We start from the raw sequence: 15,517 nt of genomic DNA, 5'->3' as shown, positions 1-15,517 counted from the left end.
AGCTCGCGAACCGTGAGTGCTCGGTGAGGTTTGTCGCTCAAACCGAAGCCAGGCAGGTCGGGCGCATAGACCCGGAAGTGCGGGGCTAAATGCCTCGCGAGCGGGATCATGTAGCGGCTCGACATCCCGAGTCCATGGACAAGGATCACGGGTAGACGGTTATCCGGAACTGGATTGATCGACACTCGCGCATAAACCATCCTCCCCTCAATGCTGGTGCGCGTCGCTGCAAGCCGACCGGGGCACGCATTGCGGCCCTTCCTGGTACGCCGCTGAGCTAAGGAGTTGACCAGGGCGAGACTAACCAGGAGCCCGACACCCGTCACAACGATCCACCGCAGGGACATACTCAACTTCTCGTTCCCGCTGCCACGCTCGATGGTAAGGCTTTGACAGATGCATATCGACCGCGATGCGTGAACCCAACAAGCAGCGGATCATCTTGGTCAGGCTTGTCATTTACCGACCAGCTGAGAAGTATTCAGCTTCAATGGTGACTGACGCGAAGGCGAGGCGTTAATCCGCGAGCTTGGCGGCTCGCTCCGCTGTGTTCGAGATCTCAAGGGCCTGCCACCCTTCAGGAAGACAGTTGCGGCGGCGCGCCAACAATTGGATTGGTGCGCTCAATCAGCATGCAGTCATTTTCGGTGATCCGGCAGCGAGAGAAAAACGTTGAGGCTGAACGCCGAGGGTGGAGACCCGGTAACGAAACGCGGCCGAACATCCGCCAGCGTCGCACACCTCCCGCTGCTGCTGACGCATCAGTTGGCACTCTGAACCACACCCTGGTATACCAGGACGCCGGCACAGCAGGGGTCCGAAATGACCGTCGTTCTTCATCATTCCGCCTCTCTGGACCATCGCACTCCGCACGGGCATCCCGAACGGCCAGAGCGGATGCAGGCTGTCCTGAAAAGTCTCGATGTGCCTGCCTTTTCTGGGCTCGACCGTCGCTCGCCGGAACCGGCGAGCCTCGAGACCGTCATGCTCGCCCATCCCGAGGAATGGGTTCGCGGTCTCGTCCGCGCCTCCCCCACGGAGGGGCTCGTTCACATCGATGGCGACACGGTTCTCTCGCCAGGCAGCATCGATTGCGTCCTGCGCGGCGTCGGCGCCGCGGTCACGGGGGTCGATCTGGTGATGACGGGCGTGTCGCGGAATGCGTTCTCCGCCATGCGGCCTCCGGGACATCACGCCGAGCGCACGAAGGCGATGGGATTCTGCGTCTTCAACAATGTCGCCGTCGCCGCTCGGTATGCGCAGAAATCGCATGGGGCCCAGCGAATCGCGATCGTCGACTGGGACGTCCATCATGGCAACGGGACGCAGGACATCTTCTGGGCGGATCCTTCCGTGCTGTTCTGCTCGACTCACCAGATGCCGCTCTACCCCGGGAGCGGAGCGGTCTCCGAGGAAGGCGAGCATGGCACGATCGTCAACGCGCCGTTGAAGCCTTTCGCGGACGGAGAGGCGTTTAAGGACGCGTTCGAGAGCCGGATCCTGACGCGGCTCAAGGATTTCCAGCCCGACCTGATCCTGATCTCCGCCGGCTTCGACGCACATTGGCGCGATCCCCTCGCCAACCTGATGCTCCAGGCCGAGGATTTCGCTTGGGCGACCCGAAAGGTCATGGAGGTCGCCGATCGCTGCTGCGAGGGGCGGATCGTCTCGTTGCTCGAAGGCGGATACGACCTGCAAGGTCTGGGCGAGTCGGTCGCCGCGCATGTGATGGAACTGATGCAGGCCTGAGGTCGGCGCTCGTCGGGCTGTCGGGACGTACCGAGGAGCTTGTGCGCGCCTGCGAGTCTCGCCCCTGCCGCTGCCTGCGACCGCGCGATGATCACTGCCGAGGTTGTCGGTGCCGCTTGCCGCTTCGATCTCGCGGCTCCTATCCGCATTTTGCACGGCCAGCGGCACCCCCGGCAATCCATTCAAATCACTGCCGGAGCTATCGCCGAGACAACCCATGCCAGACTCATTTTCAGAATGAGATCGGACTGACAATTTCTTGGCCCGAAATTCTCGCGCCGAGCAAGTAATGATTGCGATAATCTACAAATTTATCGAGTATTATTGCTCACCTTAAAGGTAGTTAATTTTATCGACACGAACGCTCGTCTTAGGTGATTTCGTTGGTAGAGGAACGGGCCGTCGGTAGGAGTTGCGAAACGATAAGGCTTTGTCCGCCGCAGTCTTTGCGGGGATCGCGATCCCGCGGTCTCGCCAGGGACGCCCGCCTCGAAGTCACTGCAGGAACGTTTTAGGAGAGGTCAAGGATCATGAAATGCGTGCGCTAAACGGGAGCTTCGCTCTATGGGGTCGTTTAGCGCCCTGCCACACAGGGAACGACCAGAAGGCTCTTGGACGTTACCGATAGCGTGAAACGCGCTCTGAAGAGGCTTGTTCGAACCCTAGATGCAGCTCACACATCGGCTCAGAGACCTCTATGAGGGCGATACAGATCGAGCGCACCGGTTTCGCTACGGGCTGGTCGCCTTCGACGTCGCAACCATCTTCTACATCGTCGTCTCTTCGTTCATGCCTCGCGTGGCGCTCGTGCAGGGCCTCGACATCGCCATGGGCGTCGTCGTGCTGCTCGATTTTACGGCGCGCATGATGATCAGTCGGCGTCCTGGCCGCGAATTGGTGCGCCCGACAACGTGGGCCGACATCGCCGCTGTGATCTCGTTCCTCGCTCCCATCGTTGTCGAAGGAGCAGCCTTCCTGCGTATCCTGCGCACTCTGCGCCTGCTGCAGACGTACCAGCTACTGGATCGCCTCAGAGCCGATAGCGCCTTCTTCCGCCGCAACGAGGAAGCCATCTTCGCCATCGTCAATCTGGCGGTGTTCGTCTTCGTGATGACGGGGATCGTTTACGCGACCCAGCACCGGTCTAACCCAGCGATCGGCAACTATGTCGATGCCCTCTATTTCACGGTCACGTCGCTCACGACGACGGGCTACGGCGACATCACCCTCAAGGACACACCCGGTCGGCTGATCTCGGTCGTTGTGATGATCTTTGGCGTCACGCTGTTCCTGCGGTTGGCCCAGGTGCTGTTCCGACCCAACAAGGTGCGCTTCCCTTGCCCTTCCTGTGGTCTGCAGCGGCATGAGCCGGATGCCGTTCATTGCAAAGCCTGCGGCACCGTCCTCAACATCCCGGACGAAGGCGAATAGCGCGAGATCGTCACGATACGTGCCCTTTGACCATCGTCAGCGTCTTCGGAGGGCGGGCGATCCGGTCGGTGGAGCGTCTCATTCGAAGCTGTCGATGCTCGACGTGGCGAATGGTGTTCGGCCTTTGGATCTATCCGTGCCGAGATAGCCTCGCCCGACAGATTAGCAGACAGAACTTACCTCGATCGAGCGGCGTTGGCCCCATGGCGAGAGACGCTCTATTTCGATTCGAGCAGCATCCGGCGCGCCGGCTCATCGATCAGGATTGAGCCGATGAAGCCACTCGGACCCGTTGAGCGGTCTATCCGCGGCCTAAGGTCCTAAAGGCGGCGGTCCACGCAAGGCCTGTGAACGACACTTTGCAATCTGAGAATAGAACCAAGCGAGAGTAGTCCATGCGCTTCTCACTCTTCATCGCCATCGCCCTCCTCGCCATCGGCCAAGCGGGCCCGCTGGCAGCGCAGAGCCGGGAAAACGCAGATCCTCAGGGTCGCCGATGGCAGCACCGTTATGCCGACGACCATACTGGCCGTACAAACGTCGACAGGCGCAAACCCCGCATCTGCTATCGACCGGACGTAGGGCGCTACTCTCGGCTGATCCCGTATTCGTGCTGAGTGAGACAGCGTGGGCCTCCAGCCATGTGCAGCACTACCTTGAGCTTGGTGGGACCATCTGAGGGTTGCCCACCGAAGGTCCGTCCGGGTGCGGTCGATTGAGGCGAACTCGCCCAGGCGGTGCTTCGGTTCCAGAGAGCACCACGAGAGAAATAGAGGCTTCCCGCCCGAAGCTTCGATGGTGGCGGTTCCGCCGCCATCCGGCGGACGATCTCCCCGTCCGGTTCGCTCGATGCGAGGTCAGCTGCAAGGCCCGCCAACTCCCGGAGGGGCGTGTGGGCGTGGCCGCGTAGAGCGGCATCGCCTCGGTGGTACGGGACGATGCCCTGCGGCAGATGGCCGGGTGGCCAGAGCACGACACGCCCATTCTCCTGCGATCAGACATGCCCCATCGCCAGGGAGGTCAGGACGGATCATGAATGCGGGCGTCGGCTCGGGTGAAGCCGTGGGCGTGCGCGACACAGCGGACGAGGACGGCCTCGAACAGGGGCCTTCGGCGGCCAACACCTCGGCGACACTCACCTGCAGGGCATCGCCATAGGTCGCTTCATGGGAGCGTTCTGGGTCGAGGTGGGTTTGCGCGTAGGGGGTTGTGCAAGTCTCCACGTCGCTACCGGGAACAGCCGGGGGGCTCACGGCAGCGTCGCCACTCGCATGTTGCCGCTGCCACGGGCAAGCCGCCCAGGCACCTTTGCGGCCCTGCTGGCGACGACCGGAAGAACATCCTGCCCCTGTCCGGGCACCACGACCAAGCGCTGGAATTCGCCGCGCAGATAGGCGGTCAGGAACTTCTGGTAATCCTTGAAGGAGACACACCCATTCGATGCGCCGCTCGGCCCGAGAAGATAGGAATGGGCGAGCAGGCCCGTTCGGTTATGGACTGCCGCACTGCCGCCGATTGGGTTGAGGCGCAGAGCGCGCACGCCGTGAAAAAGCTGTTCACGCTCCGTCAGGTCGTAGGTCCCGGGCGGCGTCGCGCCCCGCATCCGCCGATCCACGTAGCGTGGGTCGTCCATGCTTTCGCCGAGGCCCGAATGGGCCTCGAGCGTCTCGCCGTTCGGCAGGGTGACGGTGCGGGCGCTGATATTGTAGATGGCGACCGCTCCCCCGCCATCGGGAACCGGTAAGGGCGTGAGCCGCCTGCGTGCGCCGAGATCGACGGAGGGACTTTCCAGCGCAGCATAGGCCAGGGCAGGGGTCTGCTGCCCGCCGATCCCGAATAGCTTCTCGAAGAAGGAGCGATCATCCTCGGTCGCCAGCGGCACGGCAGCAATGTTCGTCCGTCGTGCGTTCTGCCGGCTTGCCCTGCGCGAAGGGTCGGAGGAGGGCGGTCCCCGTAGTTCCGGCGGGCGCGGCATCGGCAGGGGAACGGTCTGAGCCGGCAAGTGGGCGTCAGGAAGCGGCGGCGTTTCGACTGGCGGGATCGGCGCAAGTTCCGCAAACAGAGTCTGCGCGTCGCCGCCCTCGACAGGCACGGCGGCCTCCGATGCCGGAGGCGTCTCCGGCTCCGGCAAGCGTGAAGAGACGGGTGATCCCGCATTGGAGCCGGCCTCCGCGACACGCTCTTGCAGGGGTGACGGATCTCGCCCACCGCCAAGGCCTCCGACCGGAGGCGCCGTCCCTGAAAACGGAGAGCTGATCACAATCGCAAGGCCCGACAGGGCGATGACGGCTGCCGCGCGCATTCTCGGAACCGGGCCATAGCGTCGGCGAACAAGCAATGTGAGGTCGCCCGAAGGAAGATGTCGAATCATGCGGACGCTACCCGACTTCACACGGAAGCCCATCAACGTGTCCTCGTTCACGCCATGGCGTAAGCGAGCGTTGGAAGAGGCTCCGTACAGGCCCGATCGGCCGAGCAGAGGGCACCAAGCGCAGCTGGCCTTTATGCGACCGGACTATGGTGGATCTGAGAAAAATCGCGGCCGTTCTGTGCGCCCAGAGTCATCGCATGACCACGCCAAGTTCGCAGCTCAACCTATGTTGCTTTTTCGAATCGAAAAATCCGAACTCTCCAATAAGTCGAGAATCGAGGCTCGTTCATACCTTTCGCTTCTGATAATCCTTCACATCCGTGAAACGGAGCTTCGGCGCCCGCTCCTCCTCGTAGCGCAGCGAGAACGCCGTCGTCGCCATGAAGACCGGGGCGCCGTCGAGGTCGCTCGCCATGGCCGAGCCGTGGCTGCCGATGAAGCTGTCGAGGTCGGTCTCGGCCTCCGCCTCGATCCATCGGCAGATCGAGAACCGGGTCGGCTCGTAGTCGATCGGCAGGCCGTACTCGGCCTGGAGCCGCTCCTTCAGCACGTCGAGCTGCAGCGCGCCGACGACGCCGACGATGGCCTGGGAGCCGTCATGCGGGCGAAAGACCTGGACGACGCCCTCCTCGCCCATCTGCTGCAGGGCCTCGCGCAGCTTCTTCGCCTTCATCGCATCGGTAAGCTTGATCCGGCGCAGGATCTCGGGCGCAAAGCTCGGCACGCCGCGGAACACGATCTCCTCGCCCTCGGTGAGCGTGTCGCCGATGCGCAAGGTCCCGTGATTGGGGATACCGACGACATCGCCCGCAAAGGCCTCGTCGGCAATGGCGCGGTCCTGCGCAAAGAAGAATTGAGGCGCCGAGAGCGACATCGGCTTGCCGGTGCGCACCAGCTTCGCCTTCATGCCGCGACTGAGCCTGCCCGAACACACCCGCATGAAGGCGATGCGGTCGCGGTGGTTCGGATCCATGTTCGCCTGGATCTTGAAGACGAAGCCCGTCATCTTCGGCTCTGTCGGCTGGACAAGGCGCTTGTCGCAATCCTGGCCACGCGGTGGTGGCGCGAACCGTGCGAGCCCGTCGATGAGGTCGCGCACGCCGAAATTACGTAGAGCCGACCCGAAGAACACCGGCGTGAGATGGCCCTCGCGGAATGCGTCGAGGTCGAAGCGCTTCAAGCCGGACTCGGCGAGCTCGGCCTCCTCGCGCCATGTCGCGGCCTCGCCCTGCTCGGTGAGCAGCTGGTCGAAAAGCGGGTCGTCGACACCGCTCACCGGCACGGTGCCGGCATCGTCGGCGGCATCGAGGCGGCGCACGCGGCCGTTGCCGAGATCGTAGGTGCCGGCAAAGCTGCGGCCCCGCCCGATCGGCCATGTAACCGGGGCGACGTCGAGGGCGAGGGTCTTCTCGATCTCGTCGAGGAGCTCGAACGGGTCGCGCGCCTCGCGGTCCAGCTTGTTGACGAAGGTGACGATCGGGATGTCACGAAGCCGGCAGACCTCGAACAGCTTTCGCGTGCGCGCCTCGATGCCCTTTGCGGCATCGATCACCATCACGGCCGAATCCACCGCAGTCAGTGTGCGGTAGGTGTCTTCCGAGAAGTCCTCGTGACCGGGCGTGTCGAGGAGATTGAAGACGCAGTTCCCGTACTCGAAGGTCATCACCGAGGTGACGACGGAGATGCCGCGCTCCTTCTCGATGCCCATCCAGTCCGAGCGGGTCGAGACCCGGTTGCGCTTGGCTTTGACCTCGCCGGCAAGCTGGATCGCGCCGCCAAACAGCAGCAGCTTCTCGGTGAGCGTGGTCTTACCAGCATCCGGGTGGGAGATGATGGCGAAGGTGCGCCGTCGAGCCACCGGATCTGCCGGCTTTGTCGTCTCCTGAGGGGCGGTCTGCATCAACATCGAGGGCGATCAACCTGTCCGGACCGCGCGGTGCGCGTGCCCGGTCTAAATGGAGAATGGCCGCCTCTCTACCTCATCCGTACTCCCAGGACCAACGCGTCAGCCGCGCCCGAGGTAAGGCATCGTCGTCGCCATCACAGTCAGGAACGGCACGTTGGCCGAGAGTGGCAGCCCGGCCATGTAGACCACCGCGTCGGCAACATGGCGGACGTCCATCAGCGGCTCGGACCTGATCGAACCGTCGGCCTGGCGCACGCCCGTCGCCATCGGGCCGGTCATCTCGGTCTGCGCGTTACCGATGTCGATTTGGCCGCAGGCGATGTCGTGGGGCCGCCCGTCCAGCGCCGTAGCTTTCGTCAGGCCCGTTATAGCGTGCTTCGTTGCGGCATAGGCGGCCGAGTTCGGCCGCGGCACATGAGCCGAGATCGAACCGTTGTTGATGATGCGCCCCCCACGGGGGGCCTGCGCCTTCATCATTCGGAACGCCTCCTGCGTGCAGAGGAAGGCGCCGGTGAGGTTCACGTCAACGAGGCGGCGCCAATCGTCGAGAGCGACTTCGTCGATCGGCACGCCGGGCGCGAACAGTCCGGCATTGTTGAACAGGAGGTCGATTCGGCCAAAGGTCTCCCGCACCGTTCCGAACAAGGCCGTCGCCGAGACTGGATCGGCGACGTCGGCCGCGACCGGATGGGCCCGGCCTCCCGCCGACCTGATCTCCGCCGCCACTGCCTCAAGCGGCTCGAGTCGGCGTCCAGCCAGGACGAGAGCGAACCCCGCGCCCGCCAGTCCGATCGCCACGGCCCGCCCAATCCCCGATCCCGCCCCCGTCACCACTGCGACCCGCATCGTTCTCTCCCCTGTTGCCACCCGCCGGCCCTGAGTCTAGACAACGGCCGGCCTGAAGCGATGGGGCGTCGCCAAGTGGTAAGGCAGCGGTTTTTGGTACCGCCATTCCCAGGTTCGAATCCTGGCGCCCCAGCCAAACCTCCCTAGTGGAACAATAGATTGCAGGCCAAGAATTTTTGGCGCAGCTCGGAACGAGTCGTTGGCTCGATCAAGCGGTGGCCGTCATCGGCCGGCACATCCGTCTCGGCCCCTCCGGTCGCGGCCTTTCCCGCAGAAGAGCTGCGAAGGTTCACGGATATGGACGTTTGGGACTCTTCCCGCGCAGGTCTCGCGATGGTGCTTAGAAGCTCCACCGATCGTCTTCCGACTGCCGACCGTCAGCGAAAGTTGGAACTGCGACGACATTGCAAGCGCCGCCGTTCAGGCCTCTGGCCAAGATGTTTCGAAGCGTGCCGATGGCGACTACGCTATTAGCCATAGGCCTCAGTCATTCCGGGAATTCTTATAGCGTTCGCGCAGGTACCCGGACGGACTACGTGGGCAGAGATCGCTGACTTGGTGCGGCTCGTCAGCGTCTGCGACATCTACGGTGATCTGATCGAGCGTCGTCCTTGCAAAGCTCCGATGAGTGCAGAGCGCGCGTACAGCATCCTTGAGAACATGAACGGTAAGCTCGACGGTGACCTTGTGGGCGCCTTTCAGTCGTTTGCCGTCCGAGCGGGATCCCAGCCTCGGCAACCGAAAAATAGGCTGCAAAGCCGTCGGCGCTCTGCAACCCCTAAACCTTCTGATTTTTCGAAGGTTCTTATCAACGACGCAACCGATGTTTGCAGCACAGCGGGCGGTTTGGAAGGCCAAGAGGTCAGTATGGGCCTAAGCCATATGGGCTAGGACAAGCAGCTTTATGTGCAACTTGCATAATCACAGAGCTTTTTTGCTGGCTTTTTAACGAATATTAACTTCCGATCACGAGGATGTGAGCAGATCACGTGCAATCAACGGTGATCGCGCAAAGCACATTGCTTGGGTGGGCGACATGAAGCGGCTGAACAATCTCAAGATCCTGGCAAAGATCGCTATCCCCGCCCTGATGCTGATCGCGGTCTCAGTCGGCCTGGTTGCTCTCTCGTGGTCGAGCCTCAACAGCCTCGATCAGAACACGCAGCGCATCGTCGACGTGACAGCCGCACGAGCGATTACGGCGTTGGAGATGGCCTATGCCATGGACGAGGCAACGATCCGCGAGAAGAACATCATCATCGAAACCGATGGTGCCGCGATGCAGGCGCAGTTCAAACTCTACCAGGAAGCGCGCCAGGACGCCCTGAGGGCAATAGATCGCCTGGTCACCCTCGCCACGACACCCGAACGCCGCGCTGTGAATGAGGCGATCAAGGCCGACCTCAACGCCTTCTTCTCCGCCGCTGACAAGTCGATCAGTCATGGACTGAAGAACGAGAACGACCTTGCCGCCAAGGTGTCTGCCACGCTGGTCCGTGAGACCCGTGCGAAGGTGTCGGACGCAGTCAAGCAGCGGGTGGATGCAAACACGCGTGACATGTCGACCGCCAAGGCGCAGGCGTCCGAAGTTGCGGGCTCGGCCGTGCAGACGCTGATCGCTGCGGCCGCGATCGGCCTTGCCGTTGCGGTCAGCCTTCTAGCCTACATCGTGGTGGTTGGCGTGACGCGTCCCCTTGCTGCCATGACGAACGCGATGGGCGGGCTTGCCCAGGGTGACCTTGCCGTCGAGGTTCACGGCTCCGAGCGCCGGGACGAGGTCGGGTTGCTGGCCCGCTCGCTTCAGGTGTTCAAGGACAACGCGATCACCGCCCAGCGGCTCGCGGCCGAGCAGGAAGTCGAGAGAGAGGCGAAGATGCGCCGCGCCGAGCGGCTCGACCAGATTACGAAAAGCTTCGAGCACAACGTCTCGGCCCTGACTCAGGGGCTGGCGGGAGCCTCCACCGAGATGGAGGCGACGGCCAAGTCGATGGCAGGCATCGCCGAGCAGACCACCCAACAGACCGTCATCGTGGCAGGTGCTGCCGAGGAGACCTCGACCAACGTCCAGACGGTTGCCGCGGCCACCGAGGAGATGTCGGCGTCTGTTCAGGAGATCGTGGAGCAGGTCAGTCAGTCCTCTCAGATCGCTGGGCGTGCTGTCGAGAGCGCCAAGCGGACTGACGCTACCGTGCGCCGTCTGGCCACCACGGCTGAGCGCATCAGCGCTTTCGTCTCCGTCATCTCCAACATCGCCGGCCAAACCAACCTCCTAGCGCTCAACGCCACGATCGAGGCGGCACGTGCCGGCGAGGCGGGCCGGGGGTTTGCGGTGGTCGCGACCGAGGTCAAGGAACTGGCGGGTCAAACCGCGAAGGCGACGGCTGAGATCGGCGAGCGGATCACCGAGATCCAGACGGCGACCCAGGAGGCGGTGACCGACATCGAGGCGATCAGCCATATCATCGGTGAGATGTCGAGCTACGCGGCGGCCATTGCCGCAGCGATGGAAGAACAGGGTGCAACAACACTGGAGATCACCCGCAACGTCCAGGAAGCGGCCCGTGGCACCGAGCAGGTGACCATCAACATCTCCGACGTGCGACAGGGTGCAGGACAGACTGGCGCTGCGGCGTCTCAAGTGCTCAGCGCGGCACAGGAACTCTCGCGGCACTCCGAGAGCCTGACCCACGAGGTCGGAAGTTTCCTCGCCAACGTCAAAGCTGCATAATTACTAAATTTCAGACGAGCTAGGACTGACCTGCTTCACGAGTTACGAGGAATGATTGACCTCCCTCGTGAAGCTGACCAAACCGGCGCTCGAACTTCTTAAGCAACGAATCAGTCGCCACCATGGTCAAGCGTGTGCGCAGACGCGGCTTCGTCCGGTGCGCTTGGCCTCGTAGAGAGCGTTGTCCGCCCGTTCAACGATGCTGGAGCCGGTGTCACCTAAGCGATGCTCGGCTACGCCAATCGACATTGTAATCTGCCCGATCTGCTCTCCCGTTCCTCGCTTCACAAGGCGCTGATTGCCGATCCGCTCGCAAATCCCGCTTGCCACTGCCATGCCGGCACGCAGGTCTGCCCCTTCCAATAGGATGGCAAACTCCTCACCACCATAGCGAGCGGCCGTGTCCTTACCCTTGATGTTATCGGAGAGAAGACGCGCGACGAGGCGGAGGACGTGATCGCCCGTGCGGTGACCATATGTATCGTTAAAGCGCTTGAAGTGATCCACATCGAGCATGAGCAGACAGAAACGGCTCGATAGGTCCGACTTGGCCTGAGCGATGGCGCGACGCAGCTTGGCTTCGAAGGCTTTGCGGTTCGGGATGCCCGTCAGCGGGCAGGTCGTCACTTCCTGCTTCACCTCAACAAGCGTCTGCTGCAACTTGCAAATTCGCTGTGTTGAGGCAGACAATTTCTGCTCCAGAGCGCGATTACGTTCGCTGGCTTTGCGCGTCTCCAGGCTCAGTGCCGTCATGGCTTTCAGTAAGTCTTGAACTGTGGTGCGTTCATTTAATTGACTGGCCCAATGCTCCAAGGCGTCACCGTAGGCCGCGCGTGGACCCTGGCTGGCAGACACCTCATCCACCATTTGTTGTGCCACCTGCACTATCTCGTTAGAGCCGCTTCTCACTACATCCGCTTCGGCGCTCTCGGCCAAGTAATCCTTATGGATGGCGGACAGCAGTTCGGCGCTAAGGGCCTTGCCGCCGTTCATGTATTCGTCCAGACGGTTGGTCACCTCAGTATTACTGCGGCTAAAATATGCAAACAACAGTGCGTAATGCTCCGGCGTGGCAGTGACTGCGTTATCCTCTAACGCCTTCCAGGTCATGTGCGCACAATCGTCCGCAGATATGATTTTGTGAGACATCAGTCGGCTGCTCTGTCCGATAGCGAACATTTCTGTTTGTCATCGTGTGTAATTAATCAGAACGAGTTAGAATCGCGCGCCGCCATAGCTCTTAATGCTTATACCGCTATCACAGATCGACTAAAGCTCGGAAGGGTACTCAAGGCGCCGTAAATACACGTAGATTGCTCATGTGCGCAACCCATTTGCAACCGAGCTGATCAGCTATATTCTAACCGCGACCCTGACGTTCGCCATTAACGAATTTTCTCGCGCGCGTGGACGCGAGCGGTCGGCTGAACAGGTCGTTTTGGACCCCCGTGCAGCCCTCCTGTCGCACCTGATCACGCTGCGCGCCTGTCTCGACGCCCTTCACCGTGACGCTTGCGCCAAGATGCAAGGCGATCCCCACTATGGCCCGGACGATTTCCGCCGCATCAGGATCGCTGATCTCGCGGATGAACGAGCGGTCGATCTTGATCTTGTCGAAGGGAAAGCGGCGCAGATAGCTCAAGCTGGAGTAAACTATGCCGAAGTCGTCCAACGTGATGCGAACACTAGGCGACCTGAGACGATGCAAGCTGGTGATCACCGCTTCAGGTGCGGACGTTCGTCAGATGGATGGGTTGGCGCGACCCTGGCGTCGAAGAAAATGATCCCGGTCAGCAAGGGTGATCTCTTTGATCGCAGGCCCGAACAATGTGCGGATCGCACGCTCGCGTTCGTCGTGTGGAGCGAACGTGCGCAGGACGATCTGGTGGAGGCGCCGACTTCAATGCGGCAATGCCTTAATCCTGCATGCGGAGGACGCGTAGCTTACCGCCGGAACCGCGCCGCAACGGTTTGACCTACCTCGCCGCACCCCTGTAGACACCGCGGCCCTTCTTCGAGGAGTCCTGCCATGGCCGCCATTACCGCCACCATCGCGGCCGAGCTGAAGGTCGCCGAGCGCCAGGTGGCCGCTGCAGTGGAGTTGCTCGACGGCGGTGCAACGGTGCCGTTCGTGGCGCGATACCGCAAGGAGGCCACCGGCGGACTCGACGATGCGCAGTTGCGCAACCTCGAAGACCGGCTCGCCTACCTGCGCGATCTGGAGGCGCGGCGAGCGGCCATCTTGGAAAGTATCGAGGGGCAGGGCCCAATCGATGCCCGTTTGAAGTCACGTATCCTCGCCGCCGAGACCAAGGCCCGGCTCGAAGACCTCTACCTTCCGTTCAAGGTCAAGCGTCGCACCAAGGCGCAGATCGCCCGCGAGGCCGGACTAGGTCCCCTTGCCGACGCGCTTCTCATCCGGCCCGGGAGCGATCCGGCCGCGGCGGCGAGTGCGTTTGTCGATGCGACCAAGGGTGTCGCTGATATCGGCACGGCGTTGGAGGGCGCGCGCTTCATCTTGATCGAGCGCTTCAGTGAGGATCCCGACCTCATGGGCGCTCTGCGCGAGGCCTGCTGGCAGCGTGGCCGCATCGTCTCCTCAGTTAAGGTCGGTAAGGCATCGGTCGGCGAGAAATTCGCTGATTATTTTGCCTTCACCGAACCCCTGATGCGCCTGCCTTCGCATCGCATCCTTGCGCTGTTTCGGGGCGAGAAGGAGGAGGTGCTCGATCTCACCATTGCGGATGCGGTGGGCGACGAGCCGGCCAAGGGCATGCCCTCCTCACAGGAAATACGCATCGCGCGGACCTTCGGCATCCATGATCAGGGCCGGGCGGGCGATGCCTTCTTGATCGAGACTGTGCGTAAAGCCTGGCGTACGCGGCTCAAACCAGCCATCGACACGGATCTTCGCGCACGCCTGCGACAGATCGCCGAAACCGGCGCTATCTCGGTCTTTGCCAGCAACCTGCGTGATCTGCTGCTTGCCGCTCCTGCCGGTGCCCGCCCGACTTTAGGGCTCGACCCCGGCTTTCGCAGCGGCGTGAAAGTCGCTGTGGTTGATGCAACTGGCAAGGTAGCGGCCACCGCCGTGATCTACCCGCACGAGCCCCAGCGCGATTGGAACGGGGGCCTCGTTTTGCTGGCCAAACTCTGTCTTGCTCATAAGGTCGAGCTCGTCGCCATCGGCAACGGCACGGCCTCGCGCGAGACAGACCGACTTGCCGCCGAGCTGATGGCCAAACGACCGGACTTAGCGCTCACGAAGGTCATGGTGTCGGAAGCCGGTGCGTCGGTCTACTCGGCTTCCGCCTATGCCAGCGCTGAGTTACCGGGCCTTGATGTCACCCTGCGCGGCGCGGTCTCCATCGCCCGGCGCTTACAGGATCCGCTTGCGGAACTGGTGAAGATCGAACCCCGGGCCATTGGCGTCGGCCAATACCAGCACGATCTCGCAGAGGGCCAGCTCTCAAGGGCTCTGGACGCCGTGGTGGAGGATTGCGTGAACGGTGTCGGCGTTGACGTGAACATCGCCTCCGCCCCCCTGCTTGCCCGGGTCTCAGGTATCACCGAACGGGTGGCGGGCAACATCGTCGTGGAGCGCGACGCCAAGGGCCCGTTCCGCAGCCGCGCTGGCCTGAAGAAGGTCGCAGGCCTCGGGTCGAAGGCCTACGAACTCGCGGCGGGCTTCCTGCGCATCCGAAGCGGCGACGACCCCCTCGACGCTTCGGGTGTCCATCCGGAGGCTTATCCGGTGGTGCGCCGGATCCTGGCTGCCACGGGCCAGCCCATCGGCGCGTTGATCGGAAACACGGGAGTTTTGCGCGCCCTCGACCCGACGCGCTTCACCGACGATGTCTTCGGCCTACCCACCGTCACAGACATCATTGCCGAGCTGGAAAAACCGGGCCGCGACCCGCGTCCCGCCTTCCGTACCGCGACCTTCCAAGAGGGCGTGGTAAAGATCTCAGACCTGATGCCGGGGATGCGGCTGGAGGGCGTGGTAACCAATGTCGCGGCCTTCGGCGCCTTCGTCGATCTCGGTGTGCATCAGGACGGGCTTGTCCATATTTCGATGCTCGCCGACCGCTTCATCAAGGACCCGCGTGAGGTGGTAAAACCCGGCGACGTGGTTCACGTGCGAGTGATCGAGGTAGACGCCAATCGAAAGCGCATTGCTCTGAGCATGCGCTCGGATGACGCTGTCTCGCCCAGCCCCCGTGGTCGCGACGCGCGGCAGGCATTGTCAGAGAGTCAGCAGAAACATGCGCCTATCCCGACGACGCCTGGCTCGGTTCAGAGCGGTAACTCACCCCAAGAGATAGTGCCTGGAGGTGCGTTAGCCGAGGCCTTGCGCCGTGCTGAGGCGGGAAAGGATCGGAGGCGACGTTAGGGCCCGATCCGATTATAAACCGGGCTGGCGAATGCCGACGGACCGGCGGTATCGACCGCCAACACCATTGTGGTCTCGAACAGGTCTTTCAGC

Annotated in this window: 11 protein-coding genes and 1 tRNA gene; 6 read left to right on the top strand and 6 right to left on the bottom strand. The window is 62.6% G+C overall.

The features are described 5' to 3' along the window. Positions 1-200 (bottom strand): alpha/beta fold hydrolase (locus K2Y56_RS18455; RefSeq protein ID WP_292510847.1); only part of this gene is annotated, 200 nt, incomplete at its 3' end. Positions 201-822: 622 nt separating this feature from the next. Between K2Y56_RS18455 and K2Y56_RS18450 the strand changes: the two genes are divergently transcribed. The 3 genes from K2Y56_RS18450 (at position 823) to K2Y56_RS18440 (ending at position 4,338) form a co-directional block, all read left to right on the top strand. After that, a complete protein-coding gene (locus tag K2Y56_RS18450) occupies positions 823-1,749 on the top strand; it encodes a histone deacetylase family protein (protein WP_292510844.1) in 927 nt (308 codons plus the stop codon). Between the two features lie 666 nt (positions 1,750-2,415). Then, positions 2,416-3,180 (top strand): potassium channel family protein, encoded by a 765-nt coding sequence (locus tag K2Y56_RS18445; RefSeq protein ID WP_292510841.1) that lies wholly within the window; start codon positions 2,416-2,418, stop codon positions 3,178-3,180. A gap of 1,032 nt (positions 3,181-4,212) precedes the next feature. After that, complete coding sequence (locus K2Y56_RS18440) at positions 4,213-4,338, top strand: hypothetical protein (RefSeq protein WP_292510838.1); 126 nt, start codon at positions 4,213-4,215, stop codon at positions 4,336-4,338. Positions 4,339-4,429: 91 nt separating this feature from the next. Here the strand turns inward: K2Y56_RS18440 and K2Y56_RS18435 are convergent, their stop codons facing one another. The 3 genes from K2Y56_RS18435 to K2Y56_RS18425 form a co-directional block, all read right to left on the bottom strand. Further along, positions 4,430-5,272, bottom strand: a complete 843-nt coding sequence (locus K2Y56_RS18435; protein ID WP_292510835.1) for a tlde1 domain-containing protein — start codon at positions 5,270-5,272, stop codon at positions 4,430-4,432. Between the two features lie 565 nt (positions 5,273-5,837). Then, a complete protein-coding gene (locus K2Y56_RS18430; RefSeq protein ID WP_292510832.1) occupies positions 5,838-7,457 on the bottom strand; it encodes a peptide chain release factor 3 in 1,620 nt (539 codons plus the stop codon). 99 nt (positions 7,458-7,556) lie between these two features. After that, complete coding sequence (locus K2Y56_RS18425; protein ID WP_292510829.1) at positions 7,557-8,303, bottom strand: SDR family oxidoreductase; 747 nt, start codon at positions 8,301-8,303, stop codon at positions 7,557-7,559. Positions 8,304-8,364: 61 nt separating this feature from the next. On the opposite strand from K2Y56_RS18425, the gene K2Y56_RS18420 reads away from it, so the two are divergent. After that, a tRNA-Gln gene (locus K2Y56_RS18420) sits at positions 8,365-8,439 on the top strand. A 900-nt stretch (positions 8,440-9,339) separates the two neighbouring features. Continuing rightward, the gene (locus K2Y56_RS18410) at positions 9,340-11,031 is read left to right on the top strand and encodes a methyl-accepting chemotaxis protein (RefSeq protein WP_292510826.1); all 1,692 of its coding nucleotides are present in this window, start codon (positions 9,340-9,342) and stop codon (positions 11,029-11,031) included. Positions 11,032-11,157: 126 nt separating this feature from the next. Here the strand turns inward: K2Y56_RS18410 and K2Y56_RS18405 are convergent, their stop codons facing one another. Continuing rightward, positions 11,158-12,141, bottom strand: a complete 984-nt coding sequence (locus tag K2Y56_RS18405) for a GGDEF domain-containing protein (protein ID WP_292510823.1) — start codon at positions 12,139-12,141, stop codon at positions 11,158-11,160. A 250-nt stretch (positions 12,142-12,391) separates the two neighbouring features. After that, positions 12,392-12,751 (bottom strand): EAL domain-containing protein, encoded by a 360-nt coding sequence (locus tag K2Y56_RS18400; protein WP_292510820.1) that lies wholly within the window; start codon positions 12,749-12,751, stop codon positions 12,392-12,394. 309 nt (positions 12,752-13,060) lie between these two features. Between K2Y56_RS18400 and K2Y56_RS18395 the strand changes: the two genes are divergently transcribed. Next, the gene (locus tag K2Y56_RS18395) at positions 13,061-15,424 is read left to right on the top strand and encodes a Tex family protein (protein ID WP_292510818.1); all 2,364 of its coding nucleotides are present in this window, start codon (positions 13,061-13,063) and stop codon (positions 15,422-15,424) included. The last annotated feature ends 93 nt before the right edge of the window (positions 15,425-15,517 follow it).

Origin of the sequence: Methylobacterium sp., from assembly GCF_019745455.1 — a bacterium.
Lineage (GTDB): Bacteria > Pseudomonadota > Alphaproteobacteria > Rhizobiales > Beijerinckiaceae > Methylobacterium.
The sequence above is the reverse complement of the archived record's forward strand: the minus strand, read 5'-3'. Positions and strand labels throughout refer to the sequence as shown.

Excerpts from the sequence above, each read along its gene's own strand:
- K2Y56_RS18395 (WP_292510818.1), top strand. The coding sequence starts at position 13,061 with ATGGCCGCCATTACCGCCACCATCGCGGCCGAGCTGAAGGTCGCCGAG.
- K2Y56_RS18425 (WP_292510829.1), bottom strand. The coding sequence starts at position 8,303 with ATGCGGGTCGCAGTGGTGACGGGGGCGGGATCGGGGATTGGGCGGGCC.
- K2Y56_RS18410 (WP_292510826.1), top strand. The coding sequence starts at position 9,340 with ATGAAGCGGCTGAACAATCTCAAGATCCTGGCAAAGATCGCTATCCCC.
- K2Y56_RS18445 (WP_292510841.1), top strand. The coding sequence starts at position 2,416 with ATGCAGCTCACACATCGGCTCAGAGACCTCTATGAGGGCGATACAGAT.
- K2Y56_RS18430 (WP_292510832.1), bottom strand. The coding sequence starts at position 7,457 with ATGTTGATGCAGACCGCCCCTCAGGAGACGACAAAGCCGGCAGATCCG.
- K2Y56_RS18405 (WP_292510823.1), bottom strand. The coding sequence starts at position 12,141 with ATGACCTGGAAGGCGTTAGAGGATAACGCAGTCACTGCCACGCCGGAG.
- K2Y56_RS18450 (WP_292510844.1), top strand. The coding sequence starts at position 823 with ATGACCGTCGTTCTTCATCATTCCGCCTCTCTGGACCATCGCACTCCG.
- K2Y56_RS18440 (WP_292510838.1), top strand. The coding sequence starts at position 4,213 with ATGAATGCGGGCGTCGGCTCGGGTGAAGCCGTGGGCGTGCGCGACACA.